This window comes from Paenarthrobacter sp. NPDC056912 (assembly GCF_042786555.1).
GTDB lineage: Bacteria > Actinomycetota > Actinomycetes > Actinomycetales > Micrococcaceae > Arthrobacter.
Genome location: NZ_JBHUCD010000009.1, coordinates 39337 through 62963, shown reverse-complemented (window position 1 = coordinate 62963; position 23627 = coordinate 39337). Strand labels below are relative to the sequence as shown.

General features: G+C 59.4%; 18 protein-coding genes. 7 read left to right on the top strand and 11 right to left on the bottom strand.

Features of this window, described 5'->3' with window-relative positions:
* Positions 1–9: 9 nt before the first annotated feature.
* From ACFRJ9_RS11665 to ACFRJ9_RS11640, 6 genes are all read right to left on the bottom strand, one after another.
* Positions 10–1923 carry a glycosyltransferase gene (locus tag ACFRJ9_RS11665; RefSeq protein ID WP_377667788.1) on the bottom strand — a complete coding sequence of 638 codons (1914 nt, stop codon included), beginning with the start codon at positions 1921–1923 and terminating at the stop codon, positions 10–12.
* Entirely contained in the window at positions 1920–2810 is an 891-nt protein-coding gene (locus ACFRJ9_RS11660; protein ID WP_377667784.1) for an ABC transporter ATP-binding protein, read from the bottom strand. The genes ACFRJ9_RS11665 and ACFRJ9_RS11660 overlap by 4 nt, the downstream gene beginning before the upstream one ends.
* Positions 2797–3684: an ABC transporter permease gene (locus ACFRJ9_RS11655; RefSeq protein WP_377667781.1), complete on the bottom strand. Its 888-nt coding sequence runs from the start codon at positions 3682–3684 to the stop codon at positions 2797–2799. Before ACFRJ9_RS11655 ends, ACFRJ9_RS11660 begins: the two co-directional genes overlap by 14 nt.
* On the bottom strand, positions 3684–5435 hold the full coding sequence (locus ACFRJ9_RS11650) for a glycosyltransferase family 4 protein (RefSeq protein ID WP_377667779.1): 1752 nt from the start codon (positions 5433–5435) through the stop codon (positions 3684–3686). The genes ACFRJ9_RS11655 and ACFRJ9_RS11650 overlap by 1 nt, the downstream gene beginning before the upstream one ends.
* Positions 5432–6643: a glycosyltransferase family 4 protein gene (locus ACFRJ9_RS11645; RefSeq protein ID WP_377668061.1), complete on the bottom strand. Its 1212-nt coding sequence runs from the start codon at positions 6641–6643 to the stop codon at positions 5432–5434. Before ACFRJ9_RS11645 ends, ACFRJ9_RS11650 begins: the two co-directional genes overlap by 4 nt.
* Positions 6644–6707: 64 nt before the next feature.
* Positions 6708–7370 (bottom strand): hypothetical protein, encoded by a 663-nt coding sequence (locus ACFRJ9_RS11640; protein ID WP_377667776.1) that lies wholly within the window; start codon positions 7368–7370, stop codon positions 6708–6710.
* Positions 7371–7525: 155 nt separating this feature from the next.
* Between ACFRJ9_RS11640 and ACFRJ9_RS11635 the strand changes: the two genes are divergently transcribed.
* The 3 genes from ACFRJ9_RS11635 to ACFRJ9_RS11625 all read left to right on the top strand — a co-directional run bounded on the left by ACFRJ9_RS11635 (position 7526) and on the right by ACFRJ9_RS11625 (position 11555).
* Positions 7526–9301 (top strand): hypothetical protein, encoded by a 1776-nt coding sequence (locus ACFRJ9_RS11635; RefSeq protein ID WP_377667774.1) that lies wholly within the window; start codon positions 7526–7528, stop codon positions 9299–9301.
* Between the two features lie 37 nt (positions 9302–9338).
* Positions 9339–10415, top strand: coding sequence for an LCP family protein (locus ACFRJ9_RS11630; protein WP_377667772.1), 1077 nt, complete (start codon positions 9339–9341; stop codon positions 10413–10415).
* 81 nt (positions 10416–10496) lie between these two features.
* Positions 10497–11555 (top strand): hypothetical protein, encoded by a 1059-nt coding sequence (locus tag ACFRJ9_RS11625; protein WP_377667770.1) that lies wholly within the window; start codon positions 10497–10499, stop codon positions 11553–11555.
* 18 nt (positions 11556–11573) lie between these two features.
* On the opposite strand, the gene ACFRJ9_RS11620 is transcribed toward ACFRJ9_RS11625, so the two are convergent.
* Positions 11574–12398 (bottom strand): alpha/beta fold hydrolase, encoded by an 825-nt coding sequence (locus ACFRJ9_RS11620; protein WP_377667768.1) that lies wholly within the window; start codon positions 12396–12398, stop codon positions 11574–11576.
* A gap of 127 nt (positions 12399–12525) precedes the next feature.
* Here ACFRJ9_RS11620 and ACFRJ9_RS11615 point away from each other — a divergent pair, with 127 nt between their 5' ends.
* Positions 12526–14031 (top strand): S-layer homology domain-containing protein, encoded by a 1506-nt coding sequence (locus tag ACFRJ9_RS11615; RefSeq protein WP_377667766.1) that lies wholly within the window; start codon positions 12526–12528, stop codon positions 14029–14031.
* A gap of 119 nt (positions 14032–14150) precedes the next feature.
* Here the strand turns inward: ACFRJ9_RS11615 and ACFRJ9_RS11610 are convergent, their stop codons facing one another.
* Together ACFRJ9_RS11610 and ACFRJ9_RS11605 are read right to left on the bottom strand one after the other, a co-directional pair.
* A complete protein-coding gene (locus tag ACFRJ9_RS11610; RefSeq protein ID WP_377667764.1) occupies positions 14151–15722 on the bottom strand; it encodes an S-layer homology domain-containing protein in 1572 nt (523 codons plus the stop codon).
* Between the two features lie 76 nt (positions 15723–15798).
* Complete coding sequence (locus ACFRJ9_RS11605; protein WP_377668059.1) at positions 15799–16725, bottom strand: alpha/beta hydrolase; 927 nt, start codon at positions 16723–16725, stop codon at positions 15799–15801.
* 219 nt (positions 16726–16944) lie between these two features.
* Between ACFRJ9_RS11605 and ACFRJ9_RS11600 the strand changes: the two genes are divergently transcribed.
* The gene (locus ACFRJ9_RS11600) at positions 16945–18066 is read left to right on the top strand and encodes a sensor histidine kinase (RefSeq protein WP_377667761.1); all 1122 of its coding nucleotides are present in this window, start codon (positions 16945–16947) and stop codon (positions 18064–18066) included.
* Positions 18063–18731 (top strand): response regulator, encoded by a 669-nt coding sequence (locus ACFRJ9_RS11595; RefSeq protein ID WP_377667758.1) that lies wholly within the window; start codon positions 18063–18065, stop codon positions 18729–18731. The genes ACFRJ9_RS11600 and ACFRJ9_RS11595 overlap by 4 nt, the downstream gene beginning before the upstream one ends.
* Positions 18732–18752: 21 nt before the next feature.
* On the opposite strand, the gene ACFRJ9_RS11590 is transcribed toward ACFRJ9_RS11595, so the two are convergent.
* Entirely contained in the window at positions 18753–21131 is a 2379-nt protein-coding gene (locus ACFRJ9_RS11590) for a glycosyltransferase family 2 protein (protein ID WP_377667755.1), read from the bottom strand.
* Positions 21132–21347: 216 nt separating this feature from the next.
* On the opposite strand from ACFRJ9_RS11590, the gene ACFRJ9_RS11585 reads away from it, so the two are divergent.
* Entirely contained in the window at positions 21348–22913 is a 1566-nt protein-coding gene (locus ACFRJ9_RS11585; protein WP_377667753.1) for a chitinase, read from the top strand.
* A 5-nt stretch (positions 22914–22918) separates the two neighbouring features.
* On the opposite strand, the gene lepB is transcribed toward ACFRJ9_RS11585, so the two are convergent.
* On the bottom strand, positions 22919–23611 hold the full coding sequence (gene lepB, locus ACFRJ9_RS11580; protein WP_377667751.1) for a signal peptidase I: 693 nt from the start codon (positions 23609–23611) through the stop codon (positions 22919–22921).
* Positions 23612–23627: the final 16 nt, after the last annotated feature.

The window sequence follows — 23627 nt, the reverse complement described above, 5'->3', positions numbered from 1 at the left end:
TTGGTTTATCTAGACAGTGATGTGTTCGGCCGGATTGCCCCAGAACTGTATGTCCCCGGAAGCAAGTAATTGATCGTCGGTAGCAGTCCACGTATGCCCGGAAGCAGACCGCTGAACGTAGTAGTTGTATCGGTCGGAGGCATAGATCTTGCCTCCGGCGTCGCTCACCGCTCGCATGAACGCGGTGTCCTCTCCGCGCCCAAGCTCTTCGAAGGGATAGCGTTCGAAGATTGACTTCTTAGCCATGATCGTTGCACCAATAACCATATGACTGAAGCGATGCTCCATATGATTGAACCTCAGCAGTGTGGCATTCCGGCTCTCGATATACATGAAGTGCGCTAGCTTGCCGACGACGTCAGCCCCCGAGAACATCAAGGCGTTAACCTGATCTCGAAGGTAGTTCGGACCGTAGTAGTCGTCGTCGTCCATCTTCGTCAGAATGGCACCACTCGACGCCGCAACGCACAGATTCAGGCAACTACCAAGACTGACTGTCCTGGGCTCATGGAGAAGCGTCACTTTTCGTACGCCATATTTCCTACGCAAACGCCAAATTTTCCACCAGCTGGGTTTGAAACCATGCGCAAGCAAAACCAACTCGACGTCGACCCCTTGCTGGGAGCCAATGGTCCTGAAAACATGTTCGAGTTGATGGGGGCGAATGGTCGATACCAATGCGCTTACGGATTCGGGTTGCACCGGGCGAACCCTGTGAGGAAGAGTCAGCCCTACGACCTTTTCGGCTCTGTGCGCGTAAGTGTGCTCTGCCCAAATTCGACGTTGGGCGAGGTGAACGGAACGGTCGTTGAGTTCCGGGCTCCTCATCAACGCCCTCATGATGAACGCTGCATCTTCTTTGTTTTCCACACTGTGAATCTCGCCGTTGGGGAAGAACCTAGGCAGTGCAGGGCTGGGTGTGGTAACCACAGGCGTTCCGGAAGCGGTGATTTCAAAGATTCGGCGAGCACACATACTCGGTGAATCGACTACTGAGTTGACGTTCAAGAAGACTTTGTAGGCCTTATACGCCGTCAGCATTTGGTCGTAGTTCAGAGATCCCACAACGTGCGAATCATACGGCGCGGGGAACTGGTAGTCCGGATTCCCGCCGAGCTGCCGCGAAAAAATCTCCAAGCCGTGCTTGACCCTGTCCGATCCGGCTATGGCACCATCGAGCAAAAGACGCATCTGTTCACGGCGCTCAGGATATTTGTGAGCGAAGTACATACCTGCGAATGCCACGTCACGGGAGTGGCGGCCTTCTCTTGGTCGGACAGGATTGTGGATGGCCGGTTGCGCTGCGAAAGGCAATACATCCACGCGGTTGTGTCCCAGCGCCTGCCTGTAGTCCGGGAGCTTGTTTTCGTCGGAAGTGAAAACAACGTCAAACTCGCGGGCGGCCGGCAGGAAGTCGTGGAAGTGCGGAGGGTCTTCTTTGTTCCAAAAGACCGTCGGAACGCCGTTATCTCGGCACCATCGCATCAGGTTCAGGAAGTGCTGCTTCGGGCCGCTGGTCCCGGTCAGCTGGTACTTCCAGGAACCACCATTGCCTTCCCACGCGGACTCAACGAACAAGAAGTCGATGCGCTGCTCCTGGAGCTGCTGCATCCAGCCGTCCTTCGTCAGAAAGACAAGATTCCATTCGAAGGCGAAGGCCTTAGAGGAGAAATCATCAAGAATAACGCCAACCGTGAGGTCATCCCTGCGGGAAGGAACTGTCGGGTAGTCGAAAGCCGGGAAAGTCAGCTGCTTCCTCGCATTGCTGGACTTAGAAACTGCTGGGCGCGCCTGGACGTTCTTATTGGATGTCTTATTTACAGCGAGCGCCCGTTGGCGTTTATGGAACGCCTGGAGTTGCCGGACTCCCCCGGCTCGAAAGTGCCAAGCGGCCTTCCGCAAATTTCCTACGTTATAGATCATGCCCGACTCCTACGCATCTTACTTCTGGCCAACACTTCTGTCATTTGCAGATTGGCCCGAGCTTCATCACGAATCCTGGCGGCAGTAATGCCGTTTCCTTTCGCGAGGTTTCCAGTGAAATCCTGGTAGGCCTTGACGGTTTCAGCCGGGTCTCCGTCCATGATCATGTGGCCCATGTCCAACCACACGACGCGGGTGCACATGCTCGTTATGGTGTCCAAGGAGTGGCTTACGATGAAAACGCAACCCGCCTGTTCACGAAGTTGATCCATACGGCGCTTACTTCTCTCGCCAAATTGCGCATCACCAGTGTTCAAGGCTTCGTCTACGAGAAGAATCTCCGGATCAATACTTGCAGCGATGGCGAATCGAAGCCTCGATGCCATGCCTGAGGAGTATGACTTCATAGGCAGGTAGATGGAGTCCCTTAGCCCGGAAAGCTCTACGATGCTAGTAAATTTAGCGGCAACTTCCCGGCGGCTCATACCCATGGCGAGACAGCCCAAGACTACATTCTGATGACCCGAAAGATCGCCAACAAGCGCCGCGTTGACTCCCAACATGATTGGAGTGCTGGAAGCGAAGACTGCACCTGAGGACGGCTTGACCTGTCCGCAAATGAGCTTCATCAGCGTGCTCTTTCCCGAACCGTTTCGGCCGATAATTCCCACCGATTCCCCGCGCTCCACGACAAGGGACAGCTCCTGCAAAGCGCGTACGGTTACGGTGTTGGGCCGCCGGATCAAGCGTCCCAAAAAGCTCGTTTCCCGGCGTTCCTTCGCAACCGCGTCAGCATCCGTTGTAACCACGCGATACTCCATGGCGGCACGATCCACCACTACGCAGGGGTGACCCTCGACTTCCAAAACCTGTTCAGCCACGACCATAGGATTCTTCCCCCTGCCAGAAGAACACCATGCCAATAAGCAGCGCGCCAAAGGCCCAAACGCTGAGAGTCGCCCATGACTGCCACGTCGGAGGTTGTGCGTAGAGAACACAGTTGCGGATGATGTCAATCACGTTGAAGAGCGGATTTAGCTTCATGATCGCCAATATGTCTGGGTGAGTGACAAATTTCTCGTAGGAGTAGAAGATGGCGGAGCCATACATCCAGGCCCGCATGAAAAACGGCAGCAAATGCGTCGCATCATGCACGCGGGAAATGACGCGCGCCAAGATTAAGCCGACACCCAGGTTGAAGATGGCCTGCAGTGCAACGGCTGGAATAATCATGAACCACAACCAGGTGATCTTTTCCACCGGTGGAATCAAAGTGATGATCAAGAGCATGGCGAGAATCAACGGAACGTTCGACATCATCTCACGGATGTTGACCCCGATAGGAAGAGTTGCCCTGGGGAAGTTGAACGCTTGGACTACTGCTTTGTTGCTATGGATCGACCTAGCACCGCTGGTAATCGCGCCAGACGTGCCTTGGAAGATGAAGATACCAATGACCAGGTAGCCCACATAATTTTCGATGCCGTGGCCGGTTTGGAGCAATAGCCCAAAAATCACAAAGTACGTGAGCCCGTTGAAGATGGGGTTGAGCAACAACCACGCACTACCCAAACGGTCACGGCGCGTCCCGCTCTGAACCCTGGCGCGGGCATCGTAGAAAATGAACTCGCGGAAGTCCCAGAGCTGTACCAAGTAGTCCAAGAATCCTGGCCGTGCGCCGACGCGCGTCAAACGCCTCATATCCACAGCCAGCGGTTGTACCACTGCTGGCTCTGGCAAAAGTGCCTTTTTCGCCGACATCAGCTGACCCTCCTCGTATAGTTAGACGCTAAAGCTTCATAAGCTCGGCCATACGCAAGAGCGTTGGCCTGCCACGTCCTTGTGGCTAATACATACTCCCTGCCCGCAGAGCCCATCCGCCGACGCAATCCTTCGTCCTTCAGTAATTCCAGCAACACCTCAGCCATCTGCCCAGGGTCCTCGGCTTTGGTCACCCTGCCGTTGACTCCGTCCAGCACAATCTCCCGCAACGCACTTAGATCACTAGCCACGACCGGACGGGCCGAGGCAAGCGCTTCGACAGGCTTCAATGGCGTCACGGCTTGCGTGACGGCAAGATCTTTGCGCGGCACGACAAAAACGTCCAAAGCCAAGTGATACAGACGCGCTTGTTCCGGAAGGACGCGCCCAGTGAAGATCGTCCGATCCGATAGTCCTAAACGCTGGACTTGGTCGTGAAGCGCAGGCGCAGCTGTACCGTCCCCTACCAAGACCAGCTTCAACTGTGGCAGCCGCGGCGCGAGTATCGCAAATGATGTGACGAGATCGTCTAGGCCCTCGTAGGCAACCAGACTACTCACTGTGCCTATATAGAGGCCGTTAGGATCAAGGCCGAGCGCCTGGCGTGCCTCGCCATGGCTCAATGGCTCATCGAGGTATGCGCCGCCCACCGCATTGGGACTGATCAGGATCCTTTCCTCCGGAACGCCCATAGCTACAATGTTCCGTTTCATTGATTCACCAAGGGTCACCACGAGGCTCGCTGTGCGCATGATGTCCGCTTCACGTTCAGTGAAGAGTTCATAGCGTTCGCTGATGCGGGCTACCTCACTGCGGCTAGACGCCCAAGTGTCTGCCAACTGGCCCCGGACCTCGTATACCCAAGGAATGTCCAGAGCTCTGGCAACTTCCCGGGCCACTAGTCCGTTCACAAAGTGAGTGGTGGTGTGAAGGACCGAGGGCCTGAATTCCTTGGCAATGGTCAGCAGCTCTACAGTCTGTTGCTGCAAGCGGGCATCCATAGTCGGCGCCAGATGGCCAGGCAGTATGCGCTCGTAGCGGACGCCGTCAACGACGTCATGATTATCGGCAGTGAGTACACCAATTTGGACCGGATAACCTAAGCGGGTCACAGCCAAAGGTTCCCATCCGGCCTCCTGCTGTGACGTGAGGATGGAATGCGTGCGGCGGGCGTAGCCGCTTCCGGTGTGAGGCACAGAGTTGGTCAGTAAGTGCAGAACGCGTCGCGGTTTCGATGTCACCGTCGTGGACGGCACGGCAGGTTGCCAGCCCTTGAAGACTTTCAGCTCGGACTCGAGCCGGCGACGCTGCTTCGCCATGTTGCCTGACTGCCCATCAAGGACAACGACGGCGCCGCTCATGTCGCCGTCGTACCACCTACGTCTAGCGATGGTGGCGGCGGTTCTTTGAGAGTTGCCCGCAGCCTTCAGGAAAACATCTGCCCAGTCTGGTTGCCCAGCGGCGATGGCCACTTCAGCAGCTTTGCGTGCGCGTTCGCCGTCGGCACCAGCGGCTGCTGCGTACTTGAAACGTTGGATCAGACTCTCGGTGTCTCCCGCGGCGTGGCTGGCCAACAGGAAGAGCGGTCGCCCTGAGTTCGGCGAGGCAACACTCACCCGGCGTGCCAAGGGGCGCACGAACGCCGATGGCATTTTGCGGAGCACTTGGAGGAGAAGCACAAAGGGCGCCTCGGTCACATGCTCTGCCACTGTCCCAACTGCCAACCGGATATTTCTCAGGAGTTGAATCACGAGGAGCACTCCCCAGCAGCGGTTTCGGGACGAACCAGAGAAGAAATTGAGTCCATATAGCGAACGGCCAGTTGTGCGTAGTCGGCGTTATTACGAACCCACTCACGTCCGCTGGCGCCAGAAGCGAGCCTGCCACGGTCAGCGGCGAGCTCACGCCACAACTGCGCGACGGCCTCGGGGTTGGCGGGGACGACGTCTCCCCCACCTGCTTCAACGATGATGCGTTCAGCTTCACCCTTCACAATGGCTGTGACGTGCCTGCCGATAGCGAGAACTTCGTATGTCTTGGACGGAACAGTCGTCTCGAACGACTTCCAATCGTCGCGCAGGGAAACAATGCATGTGTCCGCTTCCCGGTACTTGTCCATCACTTCCGAACCGTGCAATGACGGAAAGAACGTAACGGGCGCTTTTAGTTCACGTGCCAGGTTCACCAGCTGCGGGCGGCTGGTTCCGTGTCCTACGAATGTCAAGTGGAAGCCTTCACCCAGAAGGGCGCTTGCTCGGATCAGGACGTCCAGTCGCTGGCTTTTGCCATGGTTACCCAAGTAAAGGGCGTGGAAGCCATCACGCGCCAACGCTGGCGGTTCAAGGAATGGAACGGCCTTCAAATCGAGTCCATTACTGACGGTGACCACGTTCTTTACACCACGTTCGCGCAGGGTGTCCGCGAATCCCTCGGTGACGGTAACTACAAGATCAGCGCGCAGTTGCACAAACTCAACAACACGCTCCACCAGGCTTTTCACACTGCCTTGGACGATTCGGGCATCCCGGGCGAGGTCCGGCCAGGCATCCCGCATCTCAACTATGAAGGGCACCCTGCGAAGCTTCGATAGGACGTACCCGGTGGCCAGAGTCGGGAGGCTGGGTGCCGTCGCAAGAATTGCGTCTGGTTTCGGGCCGCGCAGACCTATTGGTACGGACATAACAGCGGAAAAGAGCTGGTCCACGAACCGCGCCAAAGAAGAAGTGCCTAGGTGGCGCAGGTAGGGCACGCGCCGGATTGTCTCGCCGTGCGGGCCACTCTGGAGCGAAAACGCGAAGCCTGCCTCTTTACGGGGTAGATTGCGGCGACCGTTGGGAAAGTGCGCAACCGGGGCAACCACATCTACGTTCCACCCGGTCCTGCGAAACTCACGGGTCAGGGACGACCACCTGCGCTGTGGCGGGCTGTGTTCAGGCCAGTAGGAATGTGTGAGGAGCATGAGGCGCATCGGCAATGCAGGATTTACCGCAGCCTTATCCCTGGGAAGGGAAGTAACCATGGGCCTACTTGCCGTTGAGGCGGGGTCTAGCGACACCCTTGGCTCGAAGAGCCCGGAAGTAAGCAAAGCCCAACAAAATCAAAACGAGGACTGTCAGGCCCTGGACAATCGGGTTGTTCTCAGCAACCGGGGCCAGCGCAGCCTTAAGGGGGCCGGTGACGTCCGCACTTGCAACGGGTGGAGCGGCTTTTGCGGCGACTGGCGTAGGTGTAGGTGTGGCGGGGGCCGGTGCCGGCGCTGAGCTTTCGGACTCCACGGGAGCCACAGGCTCTAAGAGTTGATCGCTGCCTTCCTGCGCCGGACTTGTCGGCACTTGCTCCGCGGACGGGACCGGAACAACTACGGGAGCTACTGGCGCAACGGCCGGCGGGGTAACCGGTGCGACTGGCTCAACCACAGGAGGCTGAACGGGATTGGGAGCGGGGCTGGGATCCGGAGGTGTCGTGGCGGGGTCCGTCGGAGTCACTGGAACGGGTTCAACTGGCAGCGGATCTACAGGAAGGGGATCAATGGGGTTAGGGTCCGGACTCGGTGACTCGCCAGGCTGTTCAGTGCTGGGTCCAGGGCTGGTTTCCGTCGCCAAGGCAGGCTGGGCACCGAAGAACCCAAGAATGGCCAGCATCAGGATGGCACTTGCTGCTCGGAAGCGTCTGATTGCCGTTCCCATCTTTCCCCCGTTGTCATTTTTGCAGACCGCTTATGTGTCCGAAATCGTACTCGGCCACCTAAGTTTCGATGACTCACGGACGTCCACCGTCGGAGGGCGACCCGGATTAGTTTATCGTATGGATTAGCGCCGCCCTCCGCTCGTAAGCGTGCCCGATGAACTCCGGCTCAGACACCGGTCCTTCCGTTGATAGAGTCGCCTCTGCTGACATCGACTCCGAGGAATACATGAAACGCCCGAGGATCTCCGGTCAAACACGGCCAAGGCTTGCCGGTCGGGCAAGTCTCTGGCCATGGACAGTAACCCTCTTTGTAGTTCTTGCACTCATTGCTGGTGTTTCGTGCTCACCACTGGCCTCACCGCCAGTTGACGTCGCCAGCCCGCCAACCCACTCTGCAGCGCCGCCAACCTATCCCATTGGCGGATACTTCATCACGGCGGGCCCCAACGCATCGAGCAACAAACAGAAGCTGGCTGATATCAAGCGGCTTGGCGGCGACACAGTCATCACCTTCGGAACAGTTCTGAGGCCGGCCACGGAAGACTCGCTCCCGGAAGGTTGCCTCGTCAACGGGCGCAGCTGTGCGCAGGTCGCGGCCGGTTCATTGAAAGTTAATCGGTATTTCACCTATGCCGACGGAAGCGACTGGGGCGACGTGGTCCTCAAGTGTCCGAGGGACCGAAGCGTCTCAAGCAACGGGCGGTCATACACCGTCCTGGTCCTCCCCGCCGAGGGTGAAGGTTGCGTATCTTCGGATGGAATGTATGACGTGGTTGTGGTCGGCGGAAGCAGATCAGGTGCCGATGATCCGAGCGGCTCACTGGCGTCGACGGCCACCGACTTAGGCATGAAGTACTACGCCGGCATGCCAGCTCCGGTCAAGCGCGCAGACTTTGGCTACCTTCCCGATCTTACGTACAAGCGAACTCTTCAGCTCATCACCGAACGATTCCTCCAATACCAAGCGGCCAAGAATGACGTGGCTGGCCTCGCCGGCTTCTACCACCACTTCGAAATGCCAGTGAGTGCCAGTCCCTTTTTCGATCCGGTTTTGTCGCTTTATGAGATGCAGAACCAGGCAATACACCGCATACTCCCAACGCGCTCTGCGATCATAAGTCCGTACATCGAGTCGAGGTTGAACGCGTCCTATATCAGTCTTGATGATGCTCGAAACGGGATGAAAAGAATCGCACAGACTTCGAGCGGTGTTTTGCTGAACATCGCAATCCAAGACGGAATGGGAACCGGCAAGGGTGCAGCGTACTCCGCAAAGGACGCGGACTCACCCGTGGACGTATTCGCCGCGAGCATCGTTGGCAAGGGAACCTGGCGGGGCAAATATGCGGCGCCGAACAGGGAGTACTTCCGGGCGGCGGCCGCGGGGATATCGGGGACAAACGCCTCACTGTGGGCCAATCTGGAGGGCATGGCCCCATCCACGCCTTCCAACCCTTGCAGCCAGAGTCTTCGCGGACAGACCACGTTGGAAAGAATGGATCGGCAACTGCAGCAGATGGTCGAGCCCACCAAAGTGATTTCCTTCATGTGGGACCCCTACTTCACATGCGCAGGCACAAATACATCCCTCAAGACTCAATTGCAGTTCGGGTTTAGTACTCCAATTGTCACCGACACGAGTTTCGATGCCGACTCGGGCTTGCTCGACATCATCGGTTTCAATCTCTCGGGAGGCTCTGCGACGTTGAAATGGCTCAAAAAGGGCAAGTCCCAGGTAGAACAGATGCAACCCGTCAGAAGCAACTCCGGTTACGGTGAGCAAAGGGGGCTAAATCCCAGGCTTGAGTCAATCTCGATTCGTGTGAGTGATGCCGTCTCTGGTACGGCCGGGTCCTACTCATTGAATGTCACCAACCAATGGGGCGCCAGTGCGAACGAGGCGTTTGCGATCCGCAGTTTGGTCCCTTGATAGAATCAACACTGCTGATGCCGACACCAAGGAACACATGACGCTCCCGACCGACACCGAAACGCCCTCTGTAGATTCCCGTCCCCGACGTCAAAAAAGCGGTAAAAAGACCGCCCGGAACGTGCTCTTGGGCTTCGCGGCCGCAGTTCTGGTAGCTGACCTTATTGGAGGCGCCTACATCTTCAACCTGGCACAGACGTTCAACTCCGGGACCACCAAGATCGAGTCCGCGTTCCCGGAAGAGTCCACGCGCCCGCAGAAAACCGAGCCGGTCAACGGTAGTGCGGCCATGAACATCCTCGTGATGGGCAGCGATACCCGCGGAACCAGCGAAGTCGATGTGGCTACAGAAGCACCATCTGATCAGCGCGCCGACACGCTCATGCTGGTGCATATCCCTGCTGACCGGAAGAACGTCTACGCTGTCTCTCTCATGCGTGACCTCTGGGTCGATATTCCCGGACATGGCGAGTCGAAGATCAACGCCGCACTTGCACTGGGCGGCGTTCCCCTGATGGTTCAAACCGTGGAGTCCCTCTTCCAGCAGCGGATTGATCACGTAGCCATGGTGGACTTCGAAGGATTCAAGGGCCTCACAGATGCCCTCGGCGGGGTCGAGGTGGACGTCAAGATTCCGTTCGCGCCGAACTCAGGTCCCATGAAGGGCCACCTCTACCAAGCAGGCAAGCAGACCTTCAATGGCGACGAAGCCCTCGCCTTTGTCCGCGAACGCAAGTCCTTCAGCGACGGCGACTACCAGCGTGTACGAAACCAGCAGGCTTACATGAAAGCGGTCATCAGCAAGACCATCGCCCGCGAAACACTCACGAACCCAGTGACCGTCAACAGCATGGTCAGCGCGGTCTCGCCGTTCGTTAGCGTGGACAAGAGTTTCGACGCCGCAACCATCGGCAGCCTTGCTCTGGGAATGAAGGACATCCGGGCGAGCGATACCGTGATGTTCACCTTGCCCACGCTCGGCACCGGAACTTCCCTGGACGGCCAGTCGATCGTCGTGGCGGACACCACGGCCATTTCGGACATTGCAACAGCTCTTTCGAAGGACCAATTGGGAACTTACGTCACAGCGCATGCACTCGAAAAAGGAAACTAGCGGCCTGTAGGCAGGTTCTCAGCGGGCTATGGTGAAGTAACGTGCAGCTTCGCCTCATTGTGAGGTAGCTACAATGACCACATGAACAGCCCCGCTCAGCCCAATTCCACAAGAGCCATCGCCAATAATTACGACGTATGGCCTGGTGGCCACTTTGAGTGGGACAGCGTCGCAGATTTCCTCGACAACGAGATCTGGCTGGACGGGGTTCACACAATTGGACTCGGATCTGGTCCAGCCTTGGACATCTTTTTTAGCGGCAATCCTCTGTCAGGGCCTGGTCGCACTCTGCCTGTCTTTTTCAACGGTGCGATCACTGGGCGAGAAGGCAAGGCAGGGCCGTTCTTTTCAGGACGGAAGATCGCTGCGGCTGGCGGTTTCGGCTTCCTCGCCATATCCGATCCATCAGTGGATCTAGACCCCACTCTGGGTCTGGCATGGTACGCCGGAAGCGCCCATCAGAATCTTCAAGACTCTTTGGCAGCGCTGCTCCAGGAGATCTCAAAACGCGGCAGCCGCGAACTCCTGCTAATTGGGGGATCAGGCGGAGGATTCGCTTCGCTCTTGTACGGAGATCGATTGGGCAACGCCGCGTCTGTTCTGGTCTGGAACCCTCAGACAAGTGTTACGGATTACAACCCGATCTTCGTTAAGAACTACGTAGTACAGGCTTTATGTTCTGATGCTGACTTGGACGGCGAAGATTGGAAGTTGGTTGCGCGGGCACAAGCCGACAGATACGGCATAGTGCTTGATGCATTGAAGTCCCACCCGCGTCGGCTGTTGTATATGCAGAATGGAAGCGACTGGCATACGCCCGTCCACGCGGTACCGTTCCTGCGAGCTGGGGCTTTTGGCCATGAGGGAAACGGGATCTATCGTACCGACGAGGACCATGTCGTCTGGGTTGCGAACTATGGCAACGGTCATGCTCCGCTGCCAGAAAAAGCTCTGCTGGGCGCCCTCGAGCTGCTAATGGACCCAGAAATGACAGTGCACGAGGTAGTCCGACAGCTACGTCGCACCCTTGCTGCGGAAGCTGGTGCCATTTCCCCTGGCTGGCCTCGGGTTAGTGACGTCTTGCCGTTGGACACTGAACTCTACGACCTCGCGACCGCAGTGACAGATACCGTCGCGTAGGTGCTTCAAATCTGAACCCTAGTGGGACAGCCTTCCAGGTCCGCCGAGAAACTCGCTCACATCTTCCCCCACTCGCCCCGGGCACTCCCACAGCACCAGATGCCCGGTGTTCTCGTAGATCTTCAACCGGGAACCCGGAATGCGCTCGGCCAGTGTCTCTTGGTGGTGCCGGGGTACCAGATGATCGTGGGCGCCCCAGAGAATGAGAGCGGGAACGGAAATAGTCCCGGCTTCCGTGGGAGGCGTGGCTTCGCAGAGACCCCGCAGGCTTGCTTTCCAAACCGCCGCCGGCATCGCGAGACCGTCCCGCACCCGGTCCTCGATGTAGGCCGCGGGAACCGTGTGGAGAAGTCGGTACCAGGACAACGACTCCCGGACCCAGTCCTCTGAGATCGGATCAGTCAGGGCATCAACCTCGTCGGCGAACGGCGGCCTGAAGTGCAGGCTGAGCGGGGCTCCCACCAGCGTCAGTGATGCCACCCGCTCTGGATGGACGGCAGCCAATTGCTGGGCAACGTATCCGCCGCTGGAGGAACCCACCACATGGGCCCGGGAAACCTCCAGTGCATCCAAGAGGGCTGCAACATCCTCTGCCAGCTCTAACAACGAGTACCCATTGGCTGGTTTGTCAGCCGCGCCCTGACCGCGCAGATCCGGCGCCACCACAACAGCGGCCGGGAGCGCGGCAATCAGCCGGCCGAAGCTCCCCCAGGATTCACCCCAGGCGTGCAACAAGAGCAACGGCGCGCCGCCGTCGTCGGCTGCTTCAGCAAGGTGACCCTGCACGAAGCAAGGCACGCTGATTCCTGTGCTCAGGGCGATAGTCCTCACCTCGGACTCCATGGGCCCAGCGTACGCCGCCACACGCGCGTCACGAAGGTCCCAAGGTTCCTTATGAGTCACCCTGCACCTGTACCATCCCATGATGGATGCGCTGCTCAGAGCGCACTAATCGAATATGGGGACCCAGATGCCAAAGGCATTTTCGTGGTTGGCGATACTGTCGCTGACCGCGTCGGCGGCTGTCTTTTTGCCGCAAACCGCTACCGCTTCAGATACGGCCAGCGTCTCAACACTTTTCTCGTCATTGACTGTCGCACCGGAAACGAACTCGGGCTACAACCGCGACCTCTTCCAACACTGGGTGGACGCCGACCACGACGGGTGTGATACCCGTTCGGAGGTCCTTCAGCAGGAGTCACTGACGCCGGTGACGTTCAGTTCCGGCTGCACCGTGGCTACGGGAAAGTGGGACTCCTGGTACGACGGCGGTAGCTGGACGAACGCGTCCGACGTCGACATCGACCATCTGGTTCCGCTCGCCGAAGCATGGGGTTCCGGCGCAAACGCCTGGACAGCCGAACAGCGCCGCGACTACGCCAACGATCTCACTTTGGACGTGGCACTCGAAGCCGTGACCGACAACGTAAACCAGTCCAAGAGCGACCGCGACCCCGCAGAGTGGATGCCGCCCCTGGCCGGTACTTCGTGCGAGTACGCCACCGACTGGGTGCTCGTGAAGTACCGGTGGCAGTTGACAACTGATCAAGCCGAGTCGACGGCGATCTCGACCGCCATACAGGGTGCCTGTGGAGCCACTATGGTGGCCGTTCCGGCGATCGCCGTCCCCGCTGCACCCATCACGTTCAGTGACGTCAACGGATCCACGCAGTTCAATGCCGAAATCTCCTGGCTCGCATCGCAGGGCATTTCCACTGGTTGGGTGGAAGCCAACGGAACGCGGACCTACCGTCCGCTCAACGCCGTGAATCGCGATGCCATGGCCGCATTCCTCTATCGCTTGGCAGGCAAGCCAGCATTCACTCCCCCATCGACGTCGCCCTTCACTGACATCACGCCGTCGAGCCAGTTCTACAAGGAAATCACCTGGCTGGCGACAAGCGGCATCTCCACCGGTTGGACCGAAGCGAATGGCTCCAAGACCTACCGTCCGCTGAGCCCGGTCAACCGTGACGCGATGGCCGCATTCCTCTACCGCTACGCCGGCAATCCGGCATTCTCAGTACCGGGAACCTCGCCGTTCGAGGACGTTCCCGTGAGCAGCCAGTTCTATCGGCAGATCACGTGGCTGGCGTCGCAGGGCATCTCCACAGGTTGGGACACCGGCTACGGTTGCCGCGCGTACAACCCGGTCCAGCCGGTGGCACGTGATGCCATGGCGGCGTTCATGTACCGGTCAGTCAACGGCGGTACGGGCGGCATCACGGGCAACACCTGCTCCCGTCCCGCGCCACCGGTCACCCCGCCGCCGGTGACGCCTAAGCCTCCGGTGACGCCGCCTGTCACTCCACAGAAGCCGGCGAACCCGGGGAACAGCAAGAACTGCGGTGACTTTGCCACATGGCACGCCGCCCAGGCCTGGTTCGACACGTACTACCCCTGGTATGGCGACATCGCCGGGCTCGATAGCGACGGCGACCGCATCGCTTGCGAGACCCGCCCGGGTCACCCCTAGGGGAAACCACGACGGCGGGCCCTGAACTTTTCGTGCCAGGGCCCGCCGTTTCCGGGATGCGATCATTCCCTGCCGGTTTCCGGTCCGGGTTCAACCGATGGAAACGGCAATTTCCGAAATCATCGGGTCAACTTCCACGTGTCAAAGCGGTAAAGGAACGCTGCCATGGAATCACGGTTAACTGGAGCTGAAGCACGGAATGATTTGATTCCGTTGCCTTCATCCCAGCCTGTGCTGATCCCTGTAGAGGCCAGCCAGCTGATCTCTTTGTAGAACTGACCGCTGGTTGCAACGTCAGAGAACGGCGACGCGGGCGGCGGGGAGAAGACTGGCTTGCCTGCGAAGCGATAGAGGAACGCCGCCATGGCATCACGGTTCACCGGCGTGACGGGGCGGAAGGTCAAGACGCCGTTTCCTTCATTCCACCCGGAGGTGATGCCCGTGGACGCGAGCCAGGTGATCTCCTTGTAGAACTGGCTGCTGGGCGCAACATCAGCAAAGGGCGAAACCGTAGGTGGTGTGAAGGCTGGTTTTCCCGCCATTCGGTAGAGGAAGGCAGCCATCGCGTCACGATTCACCGTGTTCACAGGAAGAAAGGAACCATCTCCGTAACCTGTGCTGATGCCCTGACTAGCGAGCCAGTTGATCTCTTTGTAGAACTGGTTCTGAACGGCAACATCCGAGAACTTCACGGGGCAGGACATTGGGCCCACCTTGACCGTGGATTGGTCCAGGCCCTCGCCAAGAAAACTCCCCTTGACTATCACGTTCAGCTGCATTGGAGTGTCCTGTTGGTAGCAGGCGTATACCAAGTGACGGGTTGCGACACTGGCCACCAGAGTTCGGCCGTCGGAGGACGTTGCAACGTCAGCGTCCGCCATGAAGCCTCCCGTTTGCGGATAAAACCCGGCCGAAACAGAGCCGCCCGACCACTTTCCCAGCGGTCCTTTGGTGAAGAAACCTGAAGGCGCACGCAGGATGACCTTGTCTGTCACCGAGCCCATAACGGTGACTTTCTCTGGGTGGGCATAGTGAGTCTCCGCGTATGTTTTCTTGTTCCCAAGGTCGATATTGATGGTGGAAGGACCCGAGCCGCTGCCCTGAATGAGCCCAATTTCGTTCCATAGGGAAACGTAGCCACTGGCGCCCGCCCCGTAATTAATCAGCCTCAACGAGAAGCCCGTGTATTGCTGAGGACTTGCACAAGTGTTGAGGAACGAGTTGGCGCAATACGATTTTGCAGCAGGCGTGTAGCCTGTGAAATTGGCCGGGATCGGGACTGTGACAGTCATGTCTTCTTGGTTGATGTCGGCGTATCCACTCAGGCCCGGTATTACGCCGGCTCCGTCGAAGTAGTAGCCGACGCCGGTAGTTCCAAAGCTGAATAGGTCAACCGTGTTGGGCTGAAGTTTGATGACCGCCTTCGTCACCCCGGCGGCAAGCGTTATAGGTGCTGTGTTGGTCAGCACGCTTTCACCCGTCACGGTGGAATCCAGATTTGTCGTGCTGTCTGCGGCCTGGGCCGGACTCGCTGATAACCCGCCTGCGGCAAGGAGCAAGCACGCCCCGGCCGTCGCAGACTTGAGGAGTAATTTCGGCGTCATCCCATTCCCATCAGAGAACAGGCCACATCGGATTTTTGTCGCAACCAACCGCGTATTCACGCGTGCTTGTGCTGAGATTCTTTTCAAGAGGCCCCCCATTGAATGCGCGAGTTATTCTCGCGTCGCTTCAGAATAGCCCGCCCCTCACCTTCTGGGGACCAAATCATTGGCTCGCAGAAACGCGACCGGCCTCCCATTCCCGGAACTTGCCGGCAATCTCCGGAGAATGGGCGTGGTGGAGATAGTGGTCTCCGGGGAGGGGCACCACGGTACCGTCCGAAACGCTCGACGCTTGCCGCTTGTGCAGGTCCAGCCAGTCCGGGTTTTTGGCATTGTCCGAAACAACGAACAGAAGCAACGGAAGGTCCTTCGGGAAGCCTGTGCCGAGCGCCCGCTCGAAGTTGGTACGGATGTGGTTCATCTCGTTGAGGTAGGTGGGTGTTGCTGAGTTCCTGTTGCTCAGGATGCCCATCTGCTCACGGGCATGGTCTGAGTACACGGATTCGCCATAGCCGCCGCCAGCAGCGGCCACCAGGCGGAGCAGGCCGAGGTTCTTCGCAGCGGCCAGCAGGCCGGTGGGGAACTGCGTGTCCATGTTGGGTTGTCCGGGGACACTCGTATCTATGCCCACAAAGGCGGTCACTTCCTCCGGATAGCGGGCTGCGTACTCGATGCCGTAAATGCCGGCGATGGAGTGGCCCATCAGGACGTAGCGGTCAACCTCCAGGGCCTCCAGTGCCGAATGGACCTCCGAGACGATGTTCTCCGTTGTCCGCTCCCGGCCTGTTCCATCGCTCAGACCATATCCAAAGGGCTCCACGACGATCACTCGATGATCCTTGGCGAGGTCACTGACCAGCGGCTCGAAGTCGAGGACCGGAGAGGACGTCCCGAATCCCGGCAGGAGCACGATATCTTCCGGGCCGCTCCCGGTGACCAGGACATTCAACTGCCCGCCGTCCACGGTCACTCTCTCACCGTAGGATGCGATCCGGTGGCTCTCGGATTCGCTCGCCACCACATTCACCACGGTGGTGGTGGCCAGGCCGACTGCCAGCACGGCGCCGACGGCTGTGGCAGCCACGAGCATTTTCTTCACAGACTTCTTCAAGCGTGCCTTTCCCGGGGCACACTATGTGCCCTGCATCCAGCCTCGCCTTTCACGTTGCCGTGCGCGTCACCCCAACGTGGACACTTCAGTACCCCTTTTGCGGTATATGCAGATCGTCCTCGAGATGAAACGGCGTGGTTGCGGCGCCGGAATACTGGGTGGGTGCCCTCTCTTCGTCCTCCAGGAATCCCGGCCCAATTGAGCGATGTCATTGCGATCGCGGTGGTGGTGCTCTTCGCTGTCATTCCGTTCCCCGACGAACTTTTCCGCGTCCAGGGGCCGGCGATAGTGGCGGCCCTGCTGCCGGTTGCGGTGATGCCCCTCCGCCGCCGTTGGCCGGTCGCGGCCCTCGGGGTGAGCCTGGCCTGCACGGCCGGCCTGGCAATATCCGGAGTGCTTGCGCCGGGCACACTCCTCGCCGTCGCCATCTCGGCTTTTTCGGTGGCAGATCGGACCCGGCGCGTTGTCGGCGTTCCGGCCGTGGCTGCGGGCGCGTTGGTGGTATTCAGTGTCAGCGCCGTTCCGCTTAACGGCGAGCTGTTCGACTCCCGGGCCTTGCAGTTCCTTTCATTCATCGTTCTGGCTGGGGCCTTGGGCGATGCCGCCAGGTCAAGGCGGGAATACATCGCCGCAGTCACCGAGCGCGCAGAGCGCGCCGAACGTGGCCGGGAGGAGGAAGCACGACGGCGGGTGGCTGAGGAGCGCGTCCGAATCGCCAGGGATCTCCACGACGTAGTGGCGCACCAGATCTCCGTCATCAGCCTCAGTGCCGGCGTTGCATCGTCCTCGCTGGCGACACGTCCCGAACGTGCCCAGGAGGCACTCACCACTATCCGCAGCGCCTCGAGATCCGTGCTGGCCGACATCGGAACCCTGATGGCCCTCCTGCGCACGGCAAACGCTGACGAGCAGCGGAACCTCCATCCGCGGGCCGGACTGAGTCAACTCGACCACCTCGTCTCCCGATTCACTGACGTCGGGCTGCAGGTCGTAGTGCATCGTGAGGCTGGTGTCGCAGAACTCTCACCGGCCAGCGATCATGTGGCGTACCTTGCCCTGCAGGAGGGACTCACCAACGCCCACAAACACGGCGAAGGCGAGCAAGCCGTCGTCGATGTCCGCACCAGCGAAGGTGAGGTTCTCCTGACGGTTTCCAATCCGGTGCGCGATCACACAGGTGGCTTTCCACCGAGCGGCCATGGACTGCGCGGGCTGCGTGAACGGGTCGCGGCCGTCCGCGGCAGCGTAGAAACTGTGAGGGCTGACGGCAAGTTCTGGCTTTTCGTCAAAGTACCCGCCACTGCAGGGGCCGCGCGGTGATCAGCGTAGTCGTCGTCGACGATCAACCGCTGGTGCGTCAAGCGGTGCGTGACATTCTCTCCGAAGACGCCGGGATCAGGGTGGTTGGCGAAGCCTCCAATGGACGCGAGGCCATGCGCGTCGCCGCTGAACAGTCCCCCGACGTGGTGGTGATGGACATTCGGATGCCCGAACTCGATGGGATAGCGGCCACTGCTGAAATCTGCGCCGTCGCGACCGGCAGCACTACGCGGGTTCTGATCCTCACAACGTTCGAAGAAGACGAGTACATAGTGGCCGCCCTCCGAGCCGGTGCCAGCGGATTCATCGGGAAGGGAGCGGAACCGGACGACATTGTTCGCGCAGTGCGCACCATCCATCTGGGCGAATCGCTGCTGTCCTCTGCCGCGGCGCGGGCCCTCATCGAGCGTTTTGTACATCAGACCGCTCCCCCGGCGACCGTGTGGGAGGACACGACCCTGGCGCGACTCACCGGGCGCGAACGCGAGGTACTCCTCCTCGTGTCCAAGGGCCTGACAAATCAGGAGATCGCCGGACACTTAGTGATTTCCCCACACACGGCGAAAACTCACGTCAACCGGATCATGACGAAAGTGGATGCTCGGGATCGGGCACACTTAGTGATTCTGGCGTACGAATCCGGACTCATCGCCGCCGGCCGGTGAGCTCCCGCTTAACCCACTGTTTCAGCGGAGTGAAATCCGACGTCGGCGGTCCGTGCCGCCGCGAAGGTCCCTGTTCAGTCGGCGGTCGCCGTGGTAAAGAATCGATTCCCAGTCCACTTCCTCGGCCGTTTTGGGCACTACCAGCGATTCGGGTTTGGCCTTGGACTTAGGGGTGACATAAAGCCAGTTGACGGTTCCCAGGAAGACGTCCACCACGGAGTTCCACAACCCGATGTACGCCTGGATACAGGTCATGGCCAACACGGCATTCAGTGATGCGAAGGCGACGTTGCCCCAGTTGCCCTGTTGGGCGTCCCTCCAGATGGTGAGGACAGAGAATGCGACGATCGCGTACGGAATCAGGACATAAATGGCCGGCGCGGCCGTCCGGTCCTTGACCTTGGGAGTACGGACGAAGGGGATTTTGTCACCCGTCAGGCCTTGCTGAAGCGACTTCAACACACCGGCAAGATTGACCGGCAACAGGATGAGGTTGAACCCGTAGATCCGGAAGATATCGCTGAAACGGTGGCCGCAGTCGCGAAGATCTGAACCCATGCACAGGAAGTACGGCAGGGCAGCAATGAAGACTGCCGGGCTGAGGAGCCTGCTGTCATAGGGATAGGCCAGCAGGAAGAGAAGACCGAAGCTCGCCCAGGTAATCGATGCCATGTAGTTCACCCGTAGCAGCACCTCGCGGAAGAGGATCCGTTGGCGCTGGCTGCGCCGCAGGGAGAGCTGGTTCCACAACTTGGGCAGGATCAAAAGTCCGCCGTTGGCCCAGCGCCGGCGCTGCACCACCAGCGAACCGAAGTCCGGGGGCGTAGCGCTGTAGCTCAGGCGTTCCGGATAGTTTACGAGGGTCCAGCCATGGGTTCCGAGGTCGATGCTCGATTCCGTGTCCTCAATGACTGTGCGGTCTTGAATGTATGTACGGACTTCGAATCCGCCAACTGTCTCCACTTCAACAATGTCCTCGAGGGCGCATTTGCGGATGATCGCATTCGCACCCACCCAGAACGTTGCCCCGTAATACGTCATCCCCTGGTGAAGAATGTGCTGGATATCCGTTGTAGCTCCGGCGATTCGTTCGATCCGGGTGGGAGCACCGCGGAATGAGGAATACGGTGTTTGGGTCACTGCGACGCGTTCGTTGCCGGCAGATTCAAGGAAGTACACCAATCGCAGGCAATAGTCCCGCAGCAACAGGGAATCCGCGTCCAGTGTCAGCAAATAGGTGCTGTCCGGCACCACGAAGTCGTCCTCGTGCGCAACCGAGGTGGGACGCAGCACAACGCGTCCAGCCGTTTCCTCCCTCTTCCAACGCTTGCCCATCAAGGAGATATAGGCATTGAGGTTCATGGCCTTGTTGGCCTCATGGGACAAGCTGGCGTAGCGCTTGCGCTCAAATGTCTCTGTGCGAACGTTGAAAATCCAGGTAAGACGGCGGTAAAGCTGTTCCATTCGCTCAGGCGTTGGAGCGGCATTCTGGACTTTTGCAGCGTGCAGCGCCAACAACACCAGCCGAAGTTCGCGTGCCAGCCCCATGATGACCAAGTCAACAAAGAATTCGTCCACGTGATCCTCGACCGTTTCGGCCTCGGCCATTGCCTCAAGCCACTCCACGGCCGCCTCATACTCCGCAATCAAGGCTTGGAGTTCTCCTGCCGTGGAAACAGCTGCGGACGGGGAAGCGTCCGGCCTTGGTGAAGCGGCAGAAGTCTTTTGCCTTTCCTGGAAATCGGCAAGGGCCCTATTGGCTCGCGCTGCCGGGGCTGCCATGGCGGCTGCGATCTGTCCGGCGAGGGCCCGGGTCTGTTCGAGTCGCTGTATTTTTTCGGGTTCGGTGGGGTTGGGCGGATCATCCAGCAGCAGCACCACACGCAAGTCCGGGAACTCCTGGAGTGCCGCCGACCACAGCGTTCCACGCACAACCTGCGGTTCCTCGGCATAGGACGGCACCAGCACCGTCACGCCCTCGTTGTAATCGGCAAAGTGGCTATCCAGTTCTCCGCGGGGCACCCGGCGGTGCTCCTTGAACCGATAGAGAGCTCCTTGCCTGGCAATGAGGTACATGAGGGCGGAGAAGGTCAGGAAAGTGACCACGATAAGGTAGGAAATCGACTCGAATCCAAACCTGAATCCGGAGTTCGGATTGTCAACGAACTGCCGAATAATGGTGGATATTACGTAATAAATCCACGAGCCCACCGTCACCAAGATAGCCAGACGGCCCAGAACGATCTTTCGGGAAGACGGCGTTGGGTGAACGATTGCCAACGGCTCGGATCGGCGCTCCGATCCCCACTGCCGTTTGCGTCCTGCACTTTCCAGACGTTCAGCAGGAAGTGGACTGGAATCCACGGCAAGATCGTGTGAATCAACCAACTGGTCCGTCATAGTTCCCCATCAGACTGTGACCGAACCGAATGGTCCGATGCCCGGTTGAACGTCCGCCTCATAATGGCAAAAGCGTCGCCAATTGCCCTTATAGTAATCGATAACAGGTGCCTGGGATTCCCGTTTGACCGACGAAAATTTGTGGAATGGTTTTCGCCTCACCAAGGCTCTTTGCATCTTGTGGCTCGAAGTTCCGGTGTCAACGTTGGGGGATTCATGTCGAAACACTTTCCTGGGCGAAAGCTGTCCTGGATTCGGCTCTCCGTGCTGCTGGCAGTGGTGGCGTTAGTTGCCGGTGCTGCCCTTGTTTCCTGGCGAACCTATGCCGATACCCGGGCCGCCGCAGCATCGCCTTCCGTCTTTACGGGATACGTCGATGTCACGGCAACCCCCCGCTACGCGTTCGAGCAGCCAGTCACCGAAAACACGAAATCAGTGGTTTTGTCCTTCATCGTCGCCGACGCAAAGGACGGCTGCACGCCGTCGTGGGGGTCTTTCTACAGCCTGGACGCAGCCGCCTCAGACTTGGACCTGGACCGGCGCATCGCCAGGCTTCGGCAAACCGGCGGAGACATTGCCGTCTCCTTCGGCGGGTTATCGAACCAGGAACTCTCCACGGCATGCACCGACGACACCCGGCTGAAGCAGGCCTACTCAACCGTGGTGGACCGCTACGACCTCACCACGGTTGATCTGGATATCGAGGGCACTGCCCTGGCGGACAAGGCAGCTATCGGGCGCCAAGCCAAGGCCATGGCCGTCCTGCAAAAGGACCGGCAATCGGAGGGAAAGAAGCTCGCCATCTGGCTCACCCTGCCCGTGGCCCCGGCCGGGCTGACGGCTGACGGGAGGGCCGCCGTCGAACAGATTCTGGCAGCCGGAGTGGAAATTGCCGGGGTCAACATCATGACCATGGACTTCGGGGAGAGCCGCGTGGCCGGCCAGTCCATGCTTCAAGCATCCATCGCGGCTGCGGAAGCAACCCATGCCCAGTTGGGTGACATCTACACGGCCGCGCAACAGAACCTTGGTGACCAGACCCTGTGGCGCAAAATTGGCCTGACCCCCATGATCGGCCAGAACGATATTGTGGCCGACGTGTTCACCCTGGAAGATGCCCAAGGACTCCACGATTTCGCCCAGAACAAGGGGATCGGCCGGATGTCCCTGTGGTCCCTCAACCGGGATGCCGAATGCGGCCCGAACTATCCAACCCTGACCGTCGTGTCCGACGCCTGCAGTGGCGTACGCCAAGGTGATACGCGTTTTTCCGACGTACTAGGCGCACACATTGACTCCAAAGTGACTGACTCCCCCAGTCCAGCGCTGCCCACGGGCACAACCACTGCCACAGCCGTAGCCGATGACCCCGCCACCAGCCCCTACCCGATCTGGTCCCCCGTGGCCACGTACGTGCAATCGGACAGGATCGTTTGGCAGGGCAACGTCTACGAGGCCAAGTGGTGGACGAAGGACAACGTGCCCAACGACCCCGTCCCTAACGGAGCCGCAGCGCCATGGAAACTGATCGGACCCGTCCTCCCGGGAGACCGGCCCAAGCCGGAGATCACCGTTCCCGCCGGGACATATCCGGCGTGGTCAGCCGCAACCGTCTACCACAAGGGCGACCGCGTGATGCTCGACCAGCACGTCTTCGAAGCCAAATGGTGGGTCCAGACGCAGAGCCCGGAAGCGGCATTGCAGGGTTCGTCGGATTCGGCGTGGATGAAGCTTTCAAACGATGAGCTGGCCAAGCTGATCTCCGGAGGGGTCCCGAAGTAACCGACCTACTTAATCCCGCCCCACTTATCAACCGGGAACACCAACCACTCCACCCGGCCAGTGATGTCCGCCCGTTGCACGGTCTTCACGCAGTCCGCAGCCGCAGCAGCGCCCCGGCACGCCGCGACGGAGTCTCCCGAATTGGACCGGTGATCGCCCATGACCAAGTACTGATCCTCGCCCAAGCGGATGGGGTTGAAGCAGCGCTGTGACTTTACCGCCGTCGAGCAATCAACCGAACCCGACCGAAACGGGACGTCCTGGTAGATGTAAGACTCCGCGACGACCGCCCCATTGACCTGAAGCTGCCCTCCAATACCGCAACACGCCACAGTGTCGCCAGGCAGCCCGATGATGCGCTTCACAAGGTACTCGGTGTTGCCCGGACCAATGCTTGTCACCTCACCAATCCAACCGAGGGCGGTGCGGACAGATCCCCGCTCGGGAGCCGGTCCCCAACTGACCGGCTTTCCAAAAACAACAACGTCACCACGCACTGGTCCCGCAGACGCATAGGCGGTGCGGTTCACCAATATCCGGTCACCTACGTTGAGTGTCTGCTCCATGGAGCCGGACGGGACTTGGTAGACCTTGACGAACAACCCCTGGACCAGCGCCACCACCACCAAGGCGAGAACCACGTGCATCCAGGGGGCCCGGAACAGACGTCGACGACGGCCAGCGGCTTTGGACAGCACGGGCCCGGAGCTCTCC

Excerpts from the sequence above, each read along its gene's own strand:
- ACFRJ9_RS11665 (WP_377667788.1), bottom strand. The coding sequence starts at position 1,923 with ATGATCTATAACGTAGGAAATTTGCGGAAGGCCGCTTGGCACTTTCGA.
- ACFRJ9_RS11660 (WP_377667784.1), bottom strand. The coding sequence starts at position 2,810 with ATGGTCGTGGCTGAACAGGTTTTGGAAGTCGAGGGTCACCCCTGCGTA.
- ACFRJ9_RS11655 (WP_377667781.1), bottom strand. The coding sequence starts at position 3,684 with ATGTCGGCGAAAAAGGCACTTTTGCCAGAGCCAGCAGTGGTACAACCG.
- ACFRJ9_RS11645 (WP_377668061.1), bottom strand. The coding sequence starts at position 6,643 with ATGCTCCTCACACATTCCTACTGGCCTGAACACAGCCCGCCACAGCGC.
- ACFRJ9_RS11640 (WP_377667776.1), bottom strand. The coding sequence starts at position 7,370 with ATGGGAACGGCAATCAGACGCTTCCGAGCAGCAAGTGCCATCCTGATG.
- ACFRJ9_RS11635 (WP_377667774.1), top strand. The coding sequence starts at position 7,526 with ATGAACTCCGGCTCAGACACCGGTCCTTCCGTTGATAGAGTCGCCTCT.
- ACFRJ9_RS11630 (WP_377667772.1), top strand. The coding sequence starts at position 9,339 with ATGACGCTCCCGACCGACACCGAAACGCCCTCTGTAGATTCCCGTCCC.
- ACFRJ9_RS11625 (WP_377667770.1), top strand. The coding sequence starts at position 10,497 with ATGAACAGCCCCGCTCAGCCCAATTCCACAAGAGCCATCGCCAATAAT.
- ACFRJ9_RS11620 (WP_377667768.1), bottom strand. The coding sequence starts at position 12,398 with ATGGAGTCCGAGGTGAGGACTATCGCCCTGAGCACAGGAATCAGCGTG.
- ACFRJ9_RS11615 (WP_377667766.1), top strand. The coding sequence starts at position 12,526 with ATGCCAAAGGCATTTTCGTGGTTGGCGATACTGTCGCTGACCGCGTCG.
- ACFRJ9_RS11605 (WP_377668059.1), bottom strand. The coding sequence starts at position 16,725 with ATGCTCGTGGCTGCCACAGCCGTCGGCGCCGTGCTGGCAGTCGGCCTG.
- ACFRJ9_RS11590 (WP_377667755.1), bottom strand. The coding sequence starts at position 21,131 with ATGACGGACCAGTTGGTTGATTCACACGATCTTGCCGTGGATTCCAGT.
- ACFRJ9_RS11585 (WP_377667753.1), top strand. The coding sequence starts at position 21,348 with ATGTCGAAACACTTTCCTGGGCGAAAGCTGTCCTGGATTCGGCTCTCC.